The sequence below is a fragment of the Streptomyces sp. NC-S4 genome (genome assembly GCF_054353315.1).
The window spans coordinates 2,015,680-2,035,020 of the sequence record NZ_CM135937.1; the positions used below are offsets into that span (position 1 = coordinate 2,015,680).

Below are 19,341 nucleotides of genomic sequence, written 5' to 3' on the forward strand. Positions count from 1 at the left end.
TCTCATTCCGTCGAAAAATGAGCTGCCCGAGGGGTGGCCGGAACGGAATCCTGCCGAAATGAAGCCACTGCTGCTGATCGACGTCGACGGGCCGCTGAACCCCTACGCGGCCCAGGCCCAGCGCCGCCCCGAGGGCTATCGCACCCACCGCATGCGCCCGACGGGCTGGACGGGGGCCGAGCGGACCAAGCCCCTGCGGGTGTGGCTCAATCCCGGCCACGGGGCGGAGCTGCTCGCCCTCGCGGACACCTACGAGCTGGTCTGGGCCACCACGTGGAAGGACGAGGCCAACGACTGGATAGGTCCGCACCTGGGTCTGCCGAGACTCCCCTTCATCGACTGGCCGGTGATGCACGGCCGGGCGCCGCGCGGCACGTTCTGGAAGACCCAGTACATCCTCGAATACGCGGGCGAGCGCCCCTTCGCCTGGATCGACGACGACATCACGGCGATGGACCGCGAGTACGTCGACCAGCATCACCCGGCGCAGACCCTGCTGATGCGCATCGACGAGCGGATCGGGCTGGTCCGCGCGGACTTCGACGCGCTGGCGGACTGGGCGGCGTGACGCGCGGTGGCGAACGGGCGGCTCCCCCGGGGCCGGGCAGTGGCCGGTGGGGCAACCGGGCGTCTGGGGCAAACACCGGAGGGGCGGCGGGAGCACAGGGCTCCTGCCGCCCCTCCGGGCATTCCGCCGCGGACGTACAGGCCCGGACCCGGGTCCGGGTCCTACGGGCGTGCGGGCCGCAGGGCGGCGGACGCAGTGGGGGCGCCTACTGCTTGTGGGCCGCCCAGGCGTGCTGGATGACCAGATCGGCCTTGAGCTCGGTGAGCTGGGTGGCGACCGCCGACGGGGCGGTGCCGCCGCGGCCGCTGCGCGAGGCCAGGGCGCCCTTGACGTTCAGGACGGTCCGGACCTCCGGCGTCAGGTGCTCCGAGATCTTCACGAACTGCTCGTCCGTCAGCTGGTCGAGCTCGATGCCCTCGCCCTCGCAGACCTTGACGCACTCACCGGCCACCTCGTGGGCCACGCGGAACGGCACGCCCTGCTTGACCAGCCACTCGGCGATGTCGGTGGCGAGCGAGAAGCCCGCGGGGGCCAGCTCCTCCATCCGCTCCCGGTTGACCGTGAGGGTGGCCATCATGCCGGTGAAGGCCGGCAGCAGGACCTCGAGGGTGTCGCAGGAGTCGAAGACGGGCTCCTTGTCCTCCTGGAGGTCCCGGTTGTACGCCAGGGGCAGCGCCTTGAGCGTGGCGAGCAGGCCGGTCAGGTTTCCGATGAGCCGGCCCGACTTGCCGCGCGCCAGCTCCGCGATGTCCGGGTTCTTCTTCTGCGGCATGATCGACGACCCGGTCGAGAAGGCGTCGTGCAGCGTCACGAAGGAGAACTCCTTCGTGTTCCAGATGATGATCTCCTCGGCGATCCGGGACAGGTTGATCCCGATCATCGCGGTGACGAAGGCGAACTCGGCCACGAAGTCGCGCGAGGCCGTACCGTCGATCGAATTGCCGACCGAGCCCCGCTCGAAGCCCAGGTCGGCGGCGACCTGCTCCGGGTCCAGCCCCAGCGAGGAGCCGGCGAGGGCGCCCGAACCGTACGGGGAGACCGCGGTGCGGGTGTCCCACTGCCGCAGCCGCTCCGCGTCCCGGGACAGGGACTGCACGTGGGCCAGGACGTGGTGGGCGAAGAGCACGGGCTGCGCGTGCTGGAGGTGGGTCCGGCCCGGCATCGCCACGTCGTGATGCGTCTCGGCGAGGCCGACCAGCGCGTCCTGGAGGTCCGCGATCAGACCGCCGATGATCCGGCCGTGGTCGCGCAGGTACATCCGGAAGAGGGTGGCCACCTGGTCGTTGCGGGACCGGCCGGCGCGCAGCTTGCCACCGAGCTCGGCGCCGAGCCGCTCCAGCAGGCCGCGCTCCAGGGCGGTGTGCACGTCCTCGTCGGCGACGGTGCCGGTGAAGGAGCCGTCGGCCACGTCGGCTTCGAGCTGGTCGAGTCCGGCGATCATGCGGTCGAGCTCTTCGGTCGTGAGCAGGCCCGCCTTGTGGAGCACGCGGGCGTGGGCGCGGGAGCCCGCGATGTCGTACGGCGCGAGGCGCCAGTCGAAGTGGACCGACGCCGACAGCAGGGCCAGCGCCTCCGAAGGACCGTCGGCGAACCGGCCGCCCCAGAGCCGGACGTCACCCTTGTTGCTGCTCACAGCTACTGCTCCTCAAGACTGCATGGCTTTGACTGCTGGTAAGGCTCCGGGGCCCGGAGAGCCCCGGATGTGCAACCGCCTCCCCGCCGCGGAGGTAACGGGGAGGCGGTACGGACTGCCGGCCGGTCAGGCGAGGTCGCGGCGGGCCGCGATCTTCGAGGAGAGACCGAAGATCTCGATGAAGCCCTGGGCCTTGGACTGGTCGAAGGTGTCGCCCGAGTCGTAGGTCGCGAGGTTGAAGTCGTACAGCGACTCGTCCGACTTCCGGCCGGTGACGACGGCGCGGCCGCCGTGCAGGGTCATCCGGATGTCGCCGGTGACGTGCTGGTTGGCCTCGTTGATGAAGCCGTCCAGGGCGCGCTTGAGCGGGGAGAACCACAGGCCGTCGTAGACCAGCTCGCCCCAGCGCTGCTCGACCTGCCGCTTGTAGCGGGCCAGCTCGCGCTCGACGGTGACGTTCTCCAGCTCCTGGTGGGCCGTGATCAGCGCGATCGCACCCGGGGCCTCGTACACCTCACGGGACTTGATGCCCACGAGGCGGTCCTCGACGATGTCGATCCGGCCGATGCCCTGGGCTCCGGCGCGGTCGTTGAGCTGCTGGATGGCCTGCAGCACGGTGACGGGCTTGCCGTCGATGGCGACCGGGACGCCCTCCTTGAAGGAGATGACGACCTCGTCGGCCTCGCGCGGCAGGGCCGGGTTCGAGGTGTACTCGTAGATGTCCTCGATCGGGGCGTTCCAGATGTCCTCCAGGAAGCCCGTCTCGACGGCGCGCCCGAAGACGTTCTGGTCGATGGAGTACGGGGACTTCTTGGTGGTCGCGATCGGGAGCTGCTTCTCCTCGCAGAAGACGATCGCCTTGTCCCGGGTCATCGCGTAGTCGCGGACCGGCGCGATGCACTTGAGGTCCGGGGCGAGGGCGACGATGCCCGCCTCGAAGCGGACCTGGTCGTTGCCCTTGCCGGTGCAGCCGTGGGCGACGGTCGTGGCGCCGTGCTTCTTGGCGGCGGCGACCAGGTGCTTGACGATGGCCGGCCGGGAGAGCGCCGAGACCAGCGGGTAGCGGTCCATGTAGAGGGCGTTCGCCTTGATCGCCGGGAGGCAGTACTCATTGGCGAACTCGTCGGAGGCGTCGGCGACCTCGGCCTCGACCGCACCGCAGTCGAGCGCGCGCTTGCGGATGACGTCCAGGTCCTCGCCACCCTGGCCGACGTCCACGGCAACGGCGATGACCTCGGCGCCCGTCTCCTCGGCGATCCAGCCGATGGCGACGGAGGTGTCCAGGCCGCCCGAGTAGGCGAGTACGACGCGCTCGGTCACGGGTTTCTCCTTACGGTGCATTCAACGACAGGCATAACTATGCACTACTCCGTATGTTTCGTCAATCGACCTCCGCGGAGATCCCGCGTGTCACCCGCCCACCCCCACCTGACCTGCGGATATATGGGAGGCAGGCAGCCGCTCGGTTCCCTACGATCAGCCCTGACAACCGCAGGGGAGGGCGTATGGACACGGACACGCAGGACCGGCTTCCGCCACCGGGGAGCCCGGCGGCCGAGTGGATCGCCTTCGACCGCGCGGTCCGGCGGACCCACCACTGGTCGTACACGAGCCCCCTCGGGACACCGGACGCCGTGAAGCTGTGCCACGCGAACGGCCGGATCCGCGAGGCGGCGCTCCGGGAGCCGTCGCCGCTGCTGGTGGAGCTGGTCGCGATCCGGTGCACGGACTGGGTACCGGCCGTCCGGGAGCGGGCCAGGCGGGTGCTGGCCGCGGCCCTGGCGGACGACCCCGCGGGCACCGTGCTGCGGCTGACACCGCTCGTGGTCCGGCTGGGCCGGCGCGAGCAGGGCGCGTGGGCGCTGGAACGCTTCGGGGCCGTGCTGGACGGCGACCGCGACCTCCTCGGCGAGCTGCGCGGGAGCGCGGACCCGCCGACCCGCCGGCTCGCGGCGCGGCTGACCCTCGACGCCGGGCTGCTGGGCGTGAGGGAAATGGCCCGGCTGGCGGCCGCCGAGCCGGACCCGGTGACCGGCGGACTGTGGACGGACGGTGCGCTGGCCGCCCTGGCCGCCAACGGGCCGGACGACGAGGCCGTCGACACGCTGCTCGGCGGGCACGGTCAGATGGTCCGCGCGGCCGGGGTCACCGCCCTGCGCGGGGCCGGCCGGGCCGCCGAGGCCGCCGATCACCTCGACGACCGCTCCGGGATGGTCCGGGCCTGTGCCCGGTGGCTGGTTCGCCAGGGCGGCGGCGACCCGTACACCGTGTGCCGCGAGCGGCTCGCCGATCCCGCCCGCGTGACCCCGTACGCGGTGACCGGCTTCGCCGAGTGCGCCCGACGCGAGGACGCGCCGCTGCTGCGCGTGCTGCTGGAGCACCCCGACGGCCGGATGCGGGCCGCGGCCGTCGCCGGGCTGCGCCTGCTGGACACCACGGACATCGAGCTGCTGCGGGCCCTGCTGGACGACCCGTCGCCCGCGGTGGCCCGCGAGGTGGCCCGGAGCCTGAGCGCCTCCGCCCCGCTGCTGCCCGTCGACTGGCTGATGGACCGCATCGCGCCCGAGCGGCCTTCACACACCCGCCGGGCCGCCTACCGGATCCTCTTCGCCCGGGGCGGGGTGGCCGGACTGCGCGCCTCCACGGAGCTGCTGACGGACCGTGACCCGGGCCTGCGGACCGTCGCGGCCCAGCGCGTCCAGAGCATGTGGTCCCCCCACAGGCCCCCGGACCTGCCGGTCCGCGATCCGGAGGTCGGCATGCTCCTGGACCGCTGCACGCACCTGTTCAGCGCGTACGTGATGCGGCTCATGCGCGCACGGCTCGGGCTTCCGGCCCGGCCGGCCCCCTCGGACGGATACTGAACCCATGGGAAAACTTCACGACCGAATAGACGGCCGGCTCCGCGCGTTCATCGAGGCACAGCCGGTCTTCTTCACCGCGACCGCACCGCTCACGGGCGACGGTCACGTCAATCTCTCCCCCAAGGGCCGCGCCGGAACCCTCGTCGTCATCGACGAGCAGACCCTGGCCTACCTGGACTTCGGGGGCAGCGGCGCCGAGACCATCGCCCATGTCCGGGAGAACGGCCGGATCACCCTGATGTGGTGCGCGTTCTCCGGGCCGCCCAACATCGTGCGCATCCACGGCGAGGGCGAGGCGGTCTTCCGCGACGATCCCCGCTGGAGCGACCTGATCGCCCTGTTCGGTGACGCGGACGGGCCGGCGGCGCGGGCGGTCATCCTGGTCCGTGCCCGCCGGATCGCGGATGTCTGCGGGTACGCCGTCCCCCTGATGGAGTACCAGGGCGAGCGGACCCTGCACGCGGAGTACTTCGGCCGCAAGACGGACGAGGAGTTCGCCGCGTACTGCGAGAAGAACGAGTTCATCGGATCGAGCGTCGACGGCCTGCCTGCGCTGCCGCTGCCCCTTCCGCCCCGTACCGTCTGACATGTGCTGCGTACCGCTGTAGTCACCGTCTCACTGATCGTCACTTCCCTGCTCCCGCAGGGCCCCGCGCCCCTGCCCGAGCGGCTCGCCGACACCGGCGGCGGCAGTCAGCTGATCACCGCCGTCGCGCCCGGGCCCGGATCCACCACCGGCCGGGTGATCTGGTGGGACCGCTGGGCGGGGCGCTGGCACCGGTCCGGGAGCGCGCCCGCCCGGTTCGGCGCGAACGGCCTCACCGAGGGTGCGACCCGGACCCAGGGCACGAACACCACGCCCACGGGTCTCTTCGAACTCCCCTACGCCTTCGGGATCCGGCGGGCCCCGGTCGGCACGGACCAGGCCTACCGGCGGGTGGGCCCCGACTCCTGGTGGTGCCAGGACAACGCGTCCGCCCACTACAACCGCTGGGTCGAGCCGCTGCCGGCGGACTGCGCGCCGGGCGAGGCCGAGCACCTGGTCACGTACGAGAAGCAGTACGCGCACGCGCTGGTGATCGCCTTCAACTACGACCGGCCCGTGCGCGGCCGGGGCGCCGGGATCTTCCTGCACGTCAACGGCAAGGGCGCGACGGCCGGTTGCGTGTCCGTGCCCGAGCAGGCCATGCGGGCGATCCTGCGCTGGGCGGACCCGCGCCGCCGTCCGCACATCGCGATCGGCACGGAGTCCGGGGACCTTGCCGTGACCCGGTACTGAACCCTGGCTAGAGGCGCGTCGCGGTGCGGACGAGGTCGGCGACGGCCTTGGACCTGCTGTGTGGTGGCCAGGCGATGACGGTCGTGACAGCCGGTGCGTCCGGCACCGGCACCGTCGCGTGGTCGTCGCGCAGGTGGGCCCGGAGGGACTCGGGCACGACCGCGCAGGCCCGTCCGAGCGCGATCAGCTGGAACAGCTGGGTGTGGTCGCGCACCTGCGGGCCGGGTCCGTCCGGATAGCCCCCGCCCCGTCGGGGCCAGCGTGGCAGGGGCAGGCCCGTCAAGGTGGTGACCTCGGCCATCGACATATGGGATCGGCCGGCGAAGGGGTGCCCCGCGGGCAGGACCACGACCTGCTGTTCGGTGTGCAGGTCCTCGGTGTCGAGTCCGGCCGTCGTGTCGAAGGGCCGGTGGAGCAGGGCGACGTCGGCACGCCCGTCGCGCAGCAGCCTCTCCTGTTCGCCGGGCCCGCACAGCATCACCTCGACGGCGACCGCGCCGGGCTCGGCGGCGTAGGCGGCCAGCAGCTTCGACAGCAGTTCGCTGGACGCTCCGGCTTTCGTGGCCAGCACCACGCCGAACGGTTCGGCAGCAGCGCGGCGGGTGCGGCGCTCGGCGGCTTCGACCGCGTCGAGTGCGGCCCGGGCCTCCCGCAGGAGCACCGACCCGGCCTCGGTCAGGGCGACTGCGCGGGCGGTGCGGTGCAGCAGGACCACTCCTAGCCGCCTCTCGAGCTGCTGGATCGCCCGCGACAGGGGTGGTTGCGCCATGGCGAGCCGCTGCGCCGCCCGCCCGAAGTGCAACTCCTCCGCGACGGCGACGAAGTATCGCAACTCCCGCGTCTCCACCGCGCCATCGTATCCGGCGCTCACCACGGCCGATATCCGTACGGTATCGCCGCCCACCCAGTCGGTCTTGGACGTCCCACCCGGGTGCGGACCACGCTGGACGACATGAGTGAACAGAGGATCGCGCTGGTGACCGGCGCGAACAAGGGAATCGGATACGAGATCGCGGCGGGCTTGGGCGCCCTCGGCTGGCGGATCGGCGTGGGCGCGCGGGACCGGCAGCGCCGCGACACCGCGGTGGAGAAGCTGCGCGCGGCCGGGACGGACGCCTTCGGCGTTCCGCTCGACGTGGCGGACGACGCGAGCGTGGCCGCCGCGGCCGAGCTGGTAGCCGACCGCGCCGGGGGGCTCGACGTCCTGGTCAACAACGCCGGGATCACCGGCGGTACGCCGCAGACGCCCACCACGCTCGATCCCGCGACCGTACGGGCCGTCGTGGAGACCAACGTGATCGGGGTCATCCGCGTCACCAACGCGATGCTGCCCATGCTGCGCGGCTCGGCATCGCCGCGGATCGTGAACGTGTCCAGCAGCGTCGGCTCGCTCGGCCTGCAGACCACGCCCGGCATCGACATGGGCCCGGTTCCCACGGCCTACCTGGCGTCCAAGACCTTCCTGAACGCCGTCACCGTCCAGTACGCGAAGGAACTGGGCGGCACCGGCATCCTGATCAACTCCGGCTGTCCCGGCTACACCGCCACCGACCTCAACGGCTTCCAGGGAGTCCGGACTCCCCACCAGGGCGCGGCGATCGCGATTCGGCTCGCGACCCTGCCCGACGACGGACCGACCGGCGGATTCTTCGACGACGGTGGACCGGTGCCCTGGTGACGGGCGAACCGGGAGGGAGGGCCTAGCCTTCCTTCTGCGCCAGCCGCAGCAGGTGGTCGGCCAGGGCCTGGCCGCCCGCCGGGTCCCGGCTGATCAGCATCAGGGTGTCGTCGCCCGCGATCGTGCCGAGGATCGCGCGGAGTTCGGCCTGGTCGATCGCCGACGCGAGGAACTGCGCCGCACCCGGCGGGGTGCGCAGGACCACGAGGTTGGCGGAGGCCTCCGCCGAGATCAGCAGCTCCCCGGAGAGGCGCCGCATGCGCTCCTCCTTCGCGGATTCGCCGAGCGGGGCCTGCGGGGTGCGGAAGCCGCCCTCGCTGGGCACCGCGTAGATCAGCTCGCCGCCGGTGTTGCGGATCTTCACCGCGCCCAGCTCGTCCAGGTCGCGCGAGAGCGTCGCCTGGGTGACGCTCAGCCCGTCGTCCGCGAGCAGCTTGGCCAGCTGGCTCTGGGAGCGGACCGGCTGCCGGTTGAGGATGTCCACGATCCGGCGGTGACGCGCGGTGCGGGTCTGCGGGACGGCCTGGCCGCCTTGCTCGTTGTCCTGCGCCTGACTCATCGTCGTCTCATTCTCCGGATCCGTCCCCGCCTGCTGCGTCAAGGATGCCGGGCAGGGCCCGGACGAACGCGTCCGCCTCGGCCTCGGTGAGCACGTACGGGGGCATGAGCCGTACGACGTCGGGGGCGGGCGCGTTGACCAGGAAGCCGGCGTCCTGAGCCGCCTGCTGCACCCGGGCGGCGAGCGGCTCGGTCAGCACGATACCCAGCAGCAGTCCCGCACCCCGTACGTGGGAGACCAGGGCGTGGCCCGTGCCCTCGATCCCGGAGCGCAGCCGCTCGCCGCGGGCCTTCACCTGGTCGAGCAGTCCGCCGGTGGCGATCGTGTCGATCACCGCGAGGCCGGCGGCGCAGGCGACGGGGTTCCCACCGAAGGTGGTGCCGTGCTGGCCCGGCTGGAGCAGGTCGGCGACGGGGCCGAAGGCGACCACCGCGCCGATGGGCAGACCGCCGCCCAGCCCCTTGGCGAGGGTGACGATGTCGGGCTCGACGTCCTCGTGGGCCTGGTGCTCGAACCACTGGCCGCACCGGCCGATGCCGGTCTGGACCTCGTCGAGGACGAGCAGGGTGCCGGTGGCGCGGGTGATCTCGCGGGCGGCGGTCAGGTATCCGGCGGGGGGTACGACGACGCCGTTCTCGCCCTGGATGGGCTCGATGACGACGAGCGCGGTCTCCTCGGTGACGGCGGCCCGCAGGGCCTCCACGTCACCGAACGGGACGTGCGTGACGTCGCCGGGCAGCGGCCGGAAGGGCTCCTGCTTCTTCGGCTGGCCGGTGAGCGCGAGGGCGCCCATGGTCCGGCCGTGGAAGCCGCCGTCGGTGGCGACCATGTGGGTCCGCCCGGTCAGCCGGCCGATCTTGAAGGCGGCCTCGATGGACTCGGCGCCCGAGTTGCAGAAGAAGACCTTGCCGGGGCGGCCGAAGAGCTGGAGCAGCCGCTCGCCGAGCGCGACGACCGGCTCGGAGATGAAGAGGTTGGAGACGTGGCCGAGCGTGGAGATCTGCTCGGTCACGGCCGCCACGATCGCCGGGTGGGCGTGCCCGAGGGCGTTGACCGCGATGCCGCCGACGAAGTCGGTGTACTGCTTCCCGTCGGCGTCCCAGACCTGGGCGCCCGCACCGCGTACGAGCGCGACCGCGGGGGTGCCGTAGTTGTTGGCCAGCGCGTCCTGCCAGCGGGCGCCGTACTCCTGGTTGCCGGTGCCCTGCGTCATTCCGTTCCCCCTGACTGGTGGTCGGGCACGACCATCGTGCCGATGCCGGAGTCCGTGAAGATCTCCAGCAGGATCGAGTGCTGGACCCGGCCGTCGAGCACGCGGGCGGTGTTCACGCCGTTGCGCACGGCGTGCAGGCAGCCCTCCATCTTGGGCACCATGCCGCTGGACAGCTCGGGCAGCAGCTTCTCCAGCTCGCTGACGGTGAGCTTGCTGATGACCTCGTCGCTGTTCGGCCAGTCCGCGTAGAGGCCCTCGACGTCGGTGAGGACCATCAGCGTCTCGGCGCCGAGGGCGGCGGCGAGCGCCGCGGCCGCCGTGTCGGCGTTGACGTTGTAGACGTGGTGGTCGTCGGCGCTGCCCGCGATGGAGGAGATGACCGGGATCCGGCCGTCCTCCAGCAGGGCCTCGATCGCGCCGGTGTCGATGGAGGTGATCTCCCCGACCCGGCCGATGTCGATGACCTCGCCGCCGATCTCCGGGCTGTGCTTGGTCGCGATGATCGTGCGGGCGTCCTCGCCGGTCATGCCGACGGCCAGCGGCCCGTGCTGGTTGAGCAGTCCGACCAGCTCGCGCTGGACGTGGCCCGCGAGGACCATCCGTACGACGTCCATGGCTTCCGGGGTGGTGACGCGCAGCCCCGCCTTGAACTCGCTGACCAGGCCCTGCTTGTCGAGCTGGGCGTTGATCTGGGGGCCGCCGCCGTGGACGACGACCGGCTTCAGGCCGGCCTGGCGCAGGAAGACCACGTCCTGGGCGAAGGCGGCCTTGAGGTCCTCGTCGATCATGGCGTTGCCGCCGAACTTGATGACGACGACCTTGCCGTTGTGGCGGGTGAGCCAGGGCAGGGCCTCGATGAGGATCTGCGCCTTGGGCAGGGCGGTGTGCTTGCGGGCGGTGCCGCCGGAGGTGCCGGGCTGGCCGGCCTTCTCGTCGCTCATGAGGAGTAGGCGCTGTTCTCGTGGACGTACTCGGCGGTCAGGTCGTTGCCCCAGATCACGGCGGATTCGCTGCCGTTCGACAGGTCGGCGGTGATGCGGACCTCGCGGCCCTTCATGGAGACCAGGTCGCGGTCGTCGCCGACCGAACCGTTGCGGCAGACCCAGACGTCGTTGATGGCGACGTTGAGGCGGTCCGGGTCGAAGGCGGCCTTGGTGGTGCCGATCGCGGAGAGCACCCGGCCCCAGTTCGGGTCCTCGCCGTGGATGGCGCACTTGAGGAGGTTGTTGCGGGCGATGGACCGGCCGACCTCGACCGCGTCGTCCTCGGTGAGCGCACCGATGACCTCGATGCGGATGTCCTTGCTGGCGCCCTCGGCGTCGCCGATGAGCTGGCGGGCCAGGTCGTCGCAGACCTTGCGCACGGCCTCGGCGAAGTCCTCGTACGCCGGTACCAGGCCGGAGGCGCCGGAGGCGAGCAGCAGCACCGTGTCGTTGGTGGACATGCAGCCGTCGGAGTCGACCCGGTCGAAGGTGGTGCGGGTGGCCGCGCGCAGCGCCTTGTCGAGGGTGGCGCTGTCCAGGTCGGCGTCGGTGGTGATGACGACGAGCATGGTGGCCAGGCCCGGGGCGAGCATGCCCGCGCCCTTGGCCATGCCGCCGACGGTCCAGCCGCCCTGGGAGACGGTGGCCGTCTTGTGCACGGTGTCGGTGGTCTTGATGGCGATGGCTGCGGCCTCGCCGCCGTCCGCGGACAGGGCCGCGGCCGCCGTCTCGATGCCGGGGAGCAGCTTGTCCATGGGGAGCAGGACGCCGATCAGGCCGGTGGAGGCGACCGCGATCTCGCCGGCGTTGAAGTCCCCGCCGAGCACCTGCGCGACCTTCTCCGCGGTGGCGTGGGTGTCCTGGAAGCCCTTGGGGCCGGTGCAGGCGTTGGCGCCGCCGGAGTTCAGGACGACCGCGCTGACGGCGGCGCCCCGCAGGACCTGCTCGGACCAGTGCACGGGGGCGGCTTTGACGCGGTTGGAGGTGAAGACGCCCGCGGCGGCGAGACTCGGCCCGTTGTTGACCACCAGGGCCAGGTCGGGGTTGCCGTTGGCCTTGATCCCGGCGGCGATGCCGGCTGCCGTGAATCCCTGTGCTGCCGTGACGCTCACTGTGTGCTCCTGTTCGCTTCTCCGCCCGCGCAGCGCGCCGGTGCGGCCATCGTCGTCGCCTGCAGCCCGGTGGCTGCGCGCGCGTCGCTCACGGTGCGACTCCGATCGTGGAAAGACCCAGGCTCTCGTGAAGCCCCAGGGCGATGTTCATGCTCTGCACCGCGCCGCCGGCGGTGCCCTTGGTCAGGTTGTCGATGGCGCTGACGGCGATGATCCGCCGGGCGGACTCGTCGTAGGCGACCTGGACGTGGACGGCGTTGGAACCGTGGACGGATTTGGTGGACGGCATCCGGCCCTCGGGCAGCAGGTGGACGAAGGGCTCGTCGGCGTAGGCCTTCTCGTACGCGGCGCGCAGCGATTCGGCGGTGGTGCCGGGGAGTGCCTTGGCCGAGCACGTGGCGAGGATGCCGCGCGCCATGGGCACGAGGGTCGGCGTGAAGGAGACGCTGACGCGCTCCCCCGCGAGCGGGCTGAGGTTCTGGACCATCTCGGGCGTGTGGCGGTGGCCGCCGCCCACGCCGTACGGGGTCACCGAGCCCATCACCTCGGCGCCGAGGAGGTGCGGCTTGAGGGCCTTGCCCGCGCCGGAGGTTCCGGTGGCGGCGACGATCACGGCCTCCGGCTCGGCGAACTTCCCCTGGTAGGCGGGGAAGAGCGCGAGGGAGACGGCGGTGGGGAAGCAGCCGGGGACCGCGATGCGCCTGGTCCCCGTCAGCGCCTCACGGCCGCCGGGCAGTTCGGGGAGGCCGTAGGGCCAGGTGCCCGCGTGCGGGGCGCCGTAGAAGGCGTCCCAGTCGGCGGAGTCCTTGAGCCGGTGGTCGGCGCCCATGTCGACGACGAGGACGTCCTCGCCGAGCTGGGCGGCGACGGCGGCGGACTGGCCGTGCGGGAGGGCGAGGAAGACGACATCGTGGCCGGCGAGGACCTCGGAGGTGGTCGCCTCCAAGGTGCGTCCCGCGAGCGGCACGAGGTGCGGTTGCAGGGAGCCGAGGAGCTGTCCGGCGTTGGAGTTGCCGGTGAGGGCGCCGATCTCCACCTCGGGGTGCGAGAGCAGGAGGCGCAGGACTTCTCCGCCCGCGTACCCGCTCGCTCCGGCCACCGCTACACGTACCACCATCGGACCCTCCTCATCGATGGCATGACTATACGTACTTACGCACGTTTATGCAATGCTCTTGATCGCGACGGGAAAGGGGCACCGAAGGACCGGGCGCGCACGGCGCCCGCAGGAAAATATGTAGCAGGAAAGAGTGCGCTCCGACGTCGTTTCCGCCGCTTGCGACCCGCCCGGCCCTGTCGGCGGGACGGATCGGGACCCCGGCTTGGATCCGGCCGGGCCACGGGGACCCGGGGCGGCCTACGCCGGGGCCTGCAGGCAGAGGTGCCAGTCGCCTGACCGGCCCGTGAGGGTCATCGTGGACAGCGGCCGGACGTCCACGTTCCAGTAGGTCAGCGGGGGCGCCTTCAGCGCATACACCAGGGCCGCCCGCACCACCGAGGGCTCCGTCACCGCCACGATCGAGCCCCCGTCGTCGGCCGGCCGGGTGTCGAGCCAGCCGCCGACGCGGGAGATGAAGGCGAGCAGGGACTCGCCCCCGTGCGGGGCGGACAGCGGATCGCTGAGCCACAGCTCCACCGCCCCGGGCTCGTGGGCGGTCACCTCGGCCAGGGTCAGCCCCCGCCAGCGGCCCATGTCGCACTCGCGCAGCGCGGGCTGGGCGAGGGGCGCGTACCCGAGGGCCTCGCCCGTGGCACGGCTGCGCGGGGTCGGCGAGCAGTAGCGCAGCTCGGCCGCGGCCAGGGGTACGAGGCCCTGCGCGGCGGACTCCACCGACCGCCAGCCGGGTCCGTCCAGCGGGCGGTCGTCGTCGAAGCGCTCGGCGAGCAGCGAGGAGCTGCGGGCTGCGGCGACGAGCGAAACCCGAACATGCATGCGGCGATGGTGAGTCCGCACACCTCGGCGGGTCAAGCGTCCGGACCGAGGCCGTCCGCCAGGCCGGTGCGCAGCCGCTGGACCGCCTCGACCAGTTCGCCCGGGCCCGCGACCCCGGCGAAGCTCAGCCGGACGTACGGAGCGGGCGGTTCGGCGCAGAAGTAGGGGCGGCCGGGAGCCACCGCCACCCCGGCGCGCAGGGCCGTGGCCGCGAAGGACGCGTCGTCGCCCCCGGTCATCCTGGTCCACAACTGATAGCCGCCCGAGGGCAGGTGGGGCACGGTCAGTCCGGGCAGCTCCCGCCGCAGCGCGCCGGCGAGCACGTCGCGCCGGTGGCGCAGTTCGGCGGCCACCGTACGCAGGTGGCGCGGCCAGGCGGGCGCGCCGACCAGTTCCAGTGCCGCCTCCTGGAGCGGGCGGGGCACGAAGAAGGAGTCCACGACCTGGACGGCGCGCAGCCGCTCCACCACCGGACCGCGGGCGGCCAGCGCGCCGACCCGCAGGCTGGGCGAGGTGGCCTTGGTCAGGGACCTGACGTGCACGACCACGCCGTCCCGGTCCTCGGCGGCCAGGGTCGCGGGCAGCGGCCCGCAGTCGTCGTGGGCGAGGGCGCGGGCGTAGTCGTCCTCGACCACGAAGGCCCCGGCGGCCCGCGCGATCCGCAGCACCTCGGCCCGCCGCCCCGGGGCCAGGACCGCTCCGGTCGGGTTCTGGAACAGGGGCTGGCATACGAACACCCGCGCGCCGGTCGCTTCGAAGGCGGCGGCCAGCAGCTCCGGCCGGACCCCCTCGGCGTCCACCGGGACGGGCACGGGCCGGCAGCCGGAGGCCCGGGCGATGGCCAGCAGTCCGGGGTAGGTCGGGGACTCCACCAGGATCGGCGCGCCGGGCGGGGCCAGCGCCCGCAGGGCGGTGGTCAGCGCGCTCTGTCCGCCCGCGGTGACCAGCACGTCGGCGGCCCCGACCGCCCCGCCGATCTCGCGGGCGAACCAGTCGCGGAGCTCGGGCAGCCCCTCCATGGGCGGCCGGTCCCAGGCCCCGGGGCGCCGCCCGGCCCGGGCGAGCGCGGCGGCCATGGCCCGCTCGGGCTGGACGGAGGCGTGCAGGTATCCGCTGTTGAGGGCGATCACCGACGGCGGCGGCGCGGCCAGGCAGGCCAGCACCCCGGAGGCGTCCACCGAACGCGGGACGACGTCCCCGGCCCCCTCGGCACTGAGGGCGACCTCCTGCCAGGAGGTGTCCCCGGGCGCGGGGGCCGCCGTGCGCGGTGCGGCGCGGAAGACGCCCGCACCGGGCCGGGTGACGACCAGGCCTTCGGCGGCGAGCTGTGCGAGGGCCCGGGAAACGGTGACCGGACTGACCCGGTAGCGCTCGACCAGGGCCCGACTCGACGGGAGCTTTCCACCTATCGAGTAGCGGTTGAGTTCGGACCGCAGGGATTCGGCCAGTTCCGCCACACTGCTACGCTCATACATGACAGCACAGAATAGCGCTACTCTCCCGGCCACGATAGCGGTCAAGAGCCCGGTACGCCGGGGTACCGCCCTCGCCCTGCTCGGCGTCGTCGCCTTCTCGCTGACCTTCCCCGCCACCGCCTGGGGACTGGAGAGCTTCGGCCCGTGGTCACTGGTCGCGCTGCGCAGCGTCCTCGCCGCCGCCATCGCCGGGGCCTTCCTGCTGGCCCGGCGGGTCCCGCTGCCCGCCCGCGAGCACTGGGCGGGGCTCGCCGTCGTCGCCGCCGGGGTGGTCGTCGGCTTCCCGATGCTCACCACCCTCGCGCTGACGACCTCCACCACCTCGCACGCCGCCGTGGTGGTCGGCCTCCTGCCGCTCACCACCGCGGCGCTGTCCGCGCTGCGCACCGGAGCCCGCCCCTCTCGCGCCTTCTGGGCCGCGGCCCTCGCCGGGGCCGCGGTCGTGATCGCCTTCACGCTTGCGCAGAGCGGCGGCGCCCTCTCGGCGGGCGACGCGTACCTGTTCGGCGCGCTGCTGGTGTGCGCCGCCGGGTACACCGAGGGCGGCCGCCTCGCCCGGCTGCTGCCCGGCTGGCAGGTGATCGGCTGGGCGCTGGTCCTGTGCCTGCCGCTCAGCCTGGCCGGTTCCGCCGCCGGGCTCGCGTACGAGCCGGTGCACCTCGGTTTCCACGGGCTCGCCGGGCTGATCTGGGCGGCCGCCGGCTCCACCTTCCTCGGCCTGTACGTCTGGTACCGCGGCATGGCCGAGATCGGCGCGCCGCGGGCCAGCCAGCTGCAGCTCGCCCAGCCGCTGCTGACCCTCGTCTGGTCGGTGGCCCTGCTGGGCGAGCACCTCTCCCCGGCCGCCCCGGCCGCCGCCTGCGCGGTCCTCGTCTGCATCGCGGTGACCCAACGGGTCAAATAGCCGCATGACGACCTAAACTGCAAGCACCGGATCGGACCGCCACCGAGGAGGTCAGTTATGCGCGCGACCGAGGGCGACCAGCTGGTGCAGCACGGCAGGATCGTCGGACAGCACGACAAGGTGGGCGAGATCACCCAGGTCCTGGGCGAGAACGGAACCCCCCCGTACCGGGTCCGCTTCCAGGACGGACACGAGGCACTGATGGCTCCCGGACCCGACTGCACGGTCCGCCACCCCTCCGAGCCCACTCACTGAATCAGCGCCGGGACGCCGTCGTGCCGTAGTGGTCGGCGACCACCCGGGCCATCGCTCCGTTGGGGTCCGCGGCCACCTGCTTCGCCGAGAAGTAGACGTGGCCGCGGACCTCGGGGTACCCGGCGGCGAACGTCAGGTGCTTCGACAGCTCCCCGGGGTCGCGCCAGGCCTCGGTGGAGCTGTCCTCGTCGCAGCGGTACAGGGCCTCCCCCACGTACAGGTCGACCTTCGTACCGGCGACGGTCCGCGCCCACCAGGGCACGATGTCGGCGTAGTCGGCGGTCGGGTGCCCGATGTGCCAGTAGGCCTGCGGCGCGATGTAGTCGATCCAGCCCTCCCTGACCCACTTGCGGGTGTCCGCGTACAGGTCGTCGTACGTCCCGAGGCCCGCGCGGGTCGGCGAACCGGCCGGGTCGCGGTCGGAGTTGCGCCAGACGGCGAACGGGCTGATACCGAAGCGGAGCGCCGGCTTCAGCGCCCGCAGCCGCGCCGACATCTCGCGGACCAGGGTGTCGATGTTGCTCCGGCGCCAGGCGGCGCGCGAGGCGAAGTCCGCGCCGTACTCCTCGAAGGCCTCGTCGTCGTCGAAGTACTCCCCCGCCACCGGGTACGGGTAGAAGTAGTCGTCCCAGTGCACGGCGTCCAGCGGGTAGCGGGAGACGGCGTCGAACATGGCGTCCTGGACGAAGCGCCGCACCTCGGGCAGGCCGGGGTTGTAGAAGAGCTTGCCGCCGTACTCCACCGTCCAGCCGGGATTGCGCCGCGCCGGGTGCGTGGAGACCAGCCGGTCGAGGTCGGTGTGGTTGGCCACGCGGAACGGATTGAACCAGGCGTGCAGCTGCAGCCCGCGGGCGTGCGCCTCCTTGACCGCCGTGCCCAGCGGGTCCCAGCCGGGATCGACGCCCTGCTGGCCGGTCAGCCACTGCGACCAGGGCTCCAGCTTCGAGGGCCACAGGGCGTCCGCCGCCGGCCGGACCTGGAGGATCACCGCGTTCAGGCGGCGCTCGACGGCGGAGTCGAGGAGGGCGAGCAGCTCCGTGCGCTGCCGCGCCGCGGACAGTCCGCTCTCGGAGGGCCAGTCCACGTTCGACACGGAGGCGATCCACATCCCCCGGAAGCCGGCGGCGGCCCGCCCCCCGGGGATCCTCGCGGAATTCCGCGGCGCCGCCCCCGCCGGCCCGGCCGTGGCGGCGGCGATCACGCCCACGGCTCCGGCCAGCAGTGCCCGTCGGCCGATGTACGTCATGTGACAGCTCCGTTTCACTGAGTGACATTGCACGGTGTCCGCTCAGCATGCCCGCCCCGGCCCGCCGCCCCGCGCAAGGTCGGGAGTAACGTCGGGGGGCGTGGCGGGCGCCGGAATCGTACGGGGGACCCGCCGACGGATGAGCTGCGAAAGGCACGAAGTGACTGACCTCCCTTCCGACATCACACGGGTCGGCGTAGTGGGCTGTGGCCAGATGGGCGCGGGTATCGCCGAGGTGTGCGCTCGCAGTGGCCTTGAGGTCAAGGTCGCCGAGACCACCGGCGAAGCCCTGGAGATCGGCCGTACCCGGCTGCACAACTCCCTGACCAAGGCCGCCGAACGCGGCAAGATCACCGAGGAGGAGCGGGACGCCACGCTGGCCCGCCTCACCTTCACCACCGACCTGGGCGAGTTCGCCGACCGTGACCTCGTCATCGAGGCCGTCGTCGAGAACGAGCAGGTCAAGACGGAGATCTTCCAGATCCTCGACCAGGTGATCACCCGCCCGGACGCGATCCTGGCCTCCAACACCTCCTCGATCCCGCTGGTCAAGCTGGCCGTCGCGACCTCGCGGCCGGACCAGGTGATCGGCATCCACTTCTTCAACCCGGCCCCGGTGCAGAAGCTCGTCGAGCTGATCCCGGCGCTGACCACGGGCGAGGAGACGGTCAAGCGGGCCGAGGCCCTGGTGCGGGACGTGCTGAACAAGCACGCGGTCCGCGCCCAGGACCGGTCCGGGTTCGTCGTCAACGCGCTCCTCGTCCCGTACCTGCTGTCCGCGATCCGGATGTTCGAGTCGGGCATCGCCAGCCGCGAGGACATCGACAACGGCATGGAGCTGGGCTGCGCCCACCCGATGGGTCCGCTCAAGCTGTCGGACCTGATCGGCCTGGACACCATCGCGTCGATCGCCGACTCGATGTACGCGGAGTACAAGGAGCCGCTGTACGCCGCTCCCCCGCTGCTCCAGCGCATGGTCGACGCCGGCCGCCTGGGCCGCAAGACGGGCGCGGGCTTCTACCCCTACGGCTGATCCGTCCGGTCGGCCCTACGGCCGGCCGAGCCGCAGATGGTGCAGCAGGAGCAGCCCGGCCGCCATGTTGGCGGCCGGGATCTCCCCGCGGGCGATCATCTCCGGCACGAGCCCGAGCGGGACCCACTCCCGGCGCGAGGACTCGAAATCGTCCTCGGGATGCCCGATGTGGGTGGCGCCGTCCGCCCAGTAGAGGTGGTGCCGGGCGTCCGTCAGGCCGTTGGACGGCTCGACGGTCATCAGGTGGTGGAGCGGGCCGGGACGCCAGCCCGACTCCTCCTCCATCTCACGGGCCGCCGCGACCGCGATGTCCTCGCCGTCCTCGACCACCCCGGCGGGCAGTTCCCAGCCCCAGCTGTCGGTGATGAAGCGGTGCCGCCAGAGCAGCAGCACCTCGTCCGCCTCGTTGACGGCCGTGGCGACGGCGACCGGGCGCAGCCGGATCACGAAGTGGTCCAGGTGCTGGCCGTCGGGAAGTTCCACATCGGCGAGGTTCACGTCGAACCAGCGGTTCTTGTACACGGTCTGCTCACTCAGGTTCGTCCACTGCACGGTTGTGCCACCTTCTTCCGTTCGAACAGGTGGCAACATGGCAGCACCCCGGCC

At 72.3% G+C, this 19,341-nt stretch carries 20 protein-coding genes; 8 read left to right on the forward strand and 12 right to left on the reverse strand.

Going from position 1 to position 19,341, the window contains the following annotated elements; all coding sequences use genetic code 11:
* The first annotated feature begins 58 nt into the window (after positions 1-58).
* Entirely contained in the window at positions 59-568 is a 510-nt protein-coding gene (locus ACXNSR_RS08600; RefSeq protein WP_458641532.1) for an HAD domain-containing protein, read from the forward strand.
* A 205-nt stretch (positions 569-773) separates the two neighbouring features.
* Here ACXNSR_RS08600 and argH read toward each other — a convergent pair whose 3' ends face one another.
* Both argH and ACXNSR_RS08610 read right to left on the reverse strand, forming a co-directional pair.
* Positions 774-2,201, reverse strand: a complete 1,428-nt coding sequence (argH, locus tag ACXNSR_RS08605) for an argininosuccinate lyase (RefSeq protein ID WP_458641533.1) — start codon at positions 2,199-2,201, stop codon at positions 774-776.
* 126 nt (positions 2,202-2,327) lie between these two features.
* Positions 2,328-3,521, reverse strand: coding sequence for an argininosuccinate synthase (locus ACXNSR_RS08610; RefSeq protein WP_458641534.1), 1,194 nt, complete (start codon positions 3,519-3,521; stop codon positions 2,328-2,330).
* A gap of 185 nt (positions 3,522-3,706) precedes the next feature.
* On the opposite strand from ACXNSR_RS08610, the gene ACXNSR_RS08615 reads away from it, so the two are divergent.
* The 3 genes from ACXNSR_RS08615 to ACXNSR_RS08625 are packed head-to-tail and all read left to right on the forward strand — an operon-like array spanning position 3,707 to position 6,344.
* A complete protein-coding gene (locus ACXNSR_RS08615) occupies positions 3,707-5,065 on the forward strand; it encodes a HEAT repeat domain-containing protein (RefSeq protein WP_458641535.1) in 1,359 nt (452 codons plus the stop codon).
* Positions 5,066-5,069: 4 nt separating this feature from the next.
* Positions 5,070-5,651 carry a pyridoxamine 5'-phosphate oxidase family protein gene (locus ACXNSR_RS08620; protein WP_458641536.1) on the forward strand — a complete coding sequence of 194 codons (582 nt, stop codon included), beginning with the start codon at positions 5,070-5,072 and terminating at the stop codon, positions 5,649-5,651.
* A 6-nt stretch (positions 5,652-5,657) separates the two neighbouring features.
* Entirely contained in the window at positions 5,658-6,344 is a 687-nt protein-coding gene (locus ACXNSR_RS08625) for a L,D-transpeptidase family protein (protein ID WP_458643228.1), read from the forward strand.
* Positions 6,345-6,351: 7 nt separating this feature from the next.
* Here the strand turns inward: ACXNSR_RS08625 and ACXNSR_RS08630 are convergent, their stop codons facing one another.
* Positions 6,352-7,191 carry a LysR family transcriptional regulator gene (locus tag ACXNSR_RS08630; RefSeq protein ID WP_458641537.1) on the reverse strand — a complete coding sequence of 280 codons (840 nt, stop codon included), beginning with the start codon at positions 7,189-7,191 and terminating at the stop codon, positions 6,352-6,354.
* A gap of 105 nt (positions 7,192-7,296) precedes the next feature.
* Between ACXNSR_RS08630 and ACXNSR_RS08635 the strand changes: the two genes are divergently transcribed.
* On the forward strand, positions 7,297-8,022 hold the full coding sequence (locus ACXNSR_RS08635) for an SDR family NAD(P)-dependent oxidoreductase (protein ID WP_458641538.1): 726 nt from the start codon (positions 7,297-7,299) through the stop codon (positions 8,020-8,022).
* A 22-nt stretch (positions 8,023-8,044) separates the two neighbouring features.
* Here the strand turns inward: ACXNSR_RS08635 and ACXNSR_RS08640 are convergent, their stop codons facing one another.
* The 7 genes from ACXNSR_RS08640 to ACXNSR_RS08670 all read right to left on the reverse strand — a co-directional run bounded on the left by ACXNSR_RS08640 (position 8,045) and on the right by ACXNSR_RS08670 (position 15,297).
* Positions 8,045-8,581: an arginine repressor gene (locus ACXNSR_RS08640; protein WP_030765547.1), complete on the reverse strand. Its 537-nt coding sequence runs from the start codon at positions 8,579-8,581 to the stop codon at positions 8,045-8,047.
* A gap of 7 nt (positions 8,582-8,588) precedes the next feature.
* A complete protein-coding gene (locus ACXNSR_RS08645; protein ID WP_458641539.1) occupies positions 8,589-9,794 on the reverse strand; it encodes an acetylornithine transaminase in 1,206 nt (401 codons plus the stop codon).
* Entirely contained in the window at positions 9,791-10,735 is a 945-nt protein-coding gene (argB, locus tag ACXNSR_RS08650; RefSeq protein ID WP_458641540.1) for an acetylglutamate kinase, read from the reverse strand. Before argB ends, ACXNSR_RS08645 begins: the two co-directional genes overlap by 4 nt.
* On the reverse strand, positions 10,732-11,889 hold the full coding sequence (gene argJ, locus ACXNSR_RS08655) for a bifunctional glutamate N-acetyltransferase/amino-acid acetyltransferase ArgJ (RefSeq protein ID WP_458641541.1): 1,158 nt from the start codon (positions 11,887-11,889) through the stop codon (positions 10,732-10,734). Before argJ ends, argB begins: the two co-directional genes overlap by 4 nt.
* 88 nt (positions 11,890-11,977) lie before the next feature.
* Complete coding sequence (argC, locus tag ACXNSR_RS08660) at positions 11,978-13,006, reverse strand: N-acetyl-gamma-glutamyl-phosphate reductase (RefSeq protein WP_458641542.1); 1,029 nt, start codon at positions 13,004-13,006, stop codon at positions 11,978-11,980.
* A gap of 240 nt (positions 13,007-13,246) precedes the next feature.
* Entirely contained in the window at positions 13,247-13,822 is a 576-nt protein-coding gene (locus ACXNSR_RS08665) for a histidine phosphatase family protein (RefSeq protein ID WP_458641543.1), read from the reverse strand.
* 32 nt (positions 13,823-13,854) lie between these two features.
* Positions 13,855-15,297 (reverse strand): aminotransferase-like domain-containing protein, encoded by a 1,443-nt coding sequence (locus tag ACXNSR_RS08670; RefSeq protein WP_458641544.1) that lies wholly within the window; start codon positions 15,295-15,297, stop codon positions 13,855-13,857.
* On the opposite strand from ACXNSR_RS08670, the gene ACXNSR_RS08675 reads away from it, so the two are divergent.
* Both ACXNSR_RS08675 and ACXNSR_RS08680 read left to right on the forward strand, forming a co-directional pair.
* Positions 15,296-16,201, forward strand: a complete 906-nt coding sequence (locus ACXNSR_RS08675) for a DMT family transporter (protein WP_458641545.1) — start codon at positions 15,296-15,298, stop codon at positions 16,199-16,201. The two genes, ACXNSR_RS08670 and ACXNSR_RS08675, sit on opposite strands and share 2 nt — an antisense overlap.
* 57 nt (positions 16,202-16,258) lie before the next feature.
* Complete coding sequence (locus ACXNSR_RS08680; RefSeq protein WP_030010502.1) at positions 16,259-16,456, forward strand: DUF1918 domain-containing protein; 198 nt, start codon at positions 16,259-16,261, stop codon at positions 16,454-16,456.
* Between the two features lies 1 nt (position 16,457).
* Here ACXNSR_RS08680 and ACXNSR_RS08685 read toward each other — a convergent pair whose 3' ends face one another.
* A complete protein-coding gene (locus ACXNSR_RS08685) occupies positions 16,458-17,702 on the reverse strand; it encodes a glycoside hydrolase family 10 protein (RefSeq protein ID WP_458641546.1) in 1,245 nt (414 codons plus the stop codon).
* A 139-nt stretch (positions 17,703-17,841) separates the two neighbouring features.
* Here ACXNSR_RS08685 and ACXNSR_RS08690 point away from each other — a divergent pair, with 139 nt between their 5' ends.
* The gene (locus ACXNSR_RS08690; RefSeq protein ID WP_327386335.1) at positions 17,842-18,735 is read left to right on the forward strand and encodes a 3-hydroxybutyryl-CoA dehydrogenase; all 894 of its coding nucleotides are present in this window, start codon (positions 17,842-17,844) and stop codon (positions 18,733-18,735) included.
* 15 nt (positions 18,736-18,750) lie between these two features.
* Here ACXNSR_RS08690 and ACXNSR_RS08695 read toward each other — a convergent pair whose 3' ends face one another.
* Positions 18,751-19,287, reverse strand: coding sequence for an NUDIX hydrolase (locus ACXNSR_RS08695; RefSeq protein WP_458641547.1), 537 nt, complete (start codon positions 19,285-19,287; stop codon positions 18,751-18,753).
* Positions 19,288-19,341 lie beyond the last annotated feature (54 nt).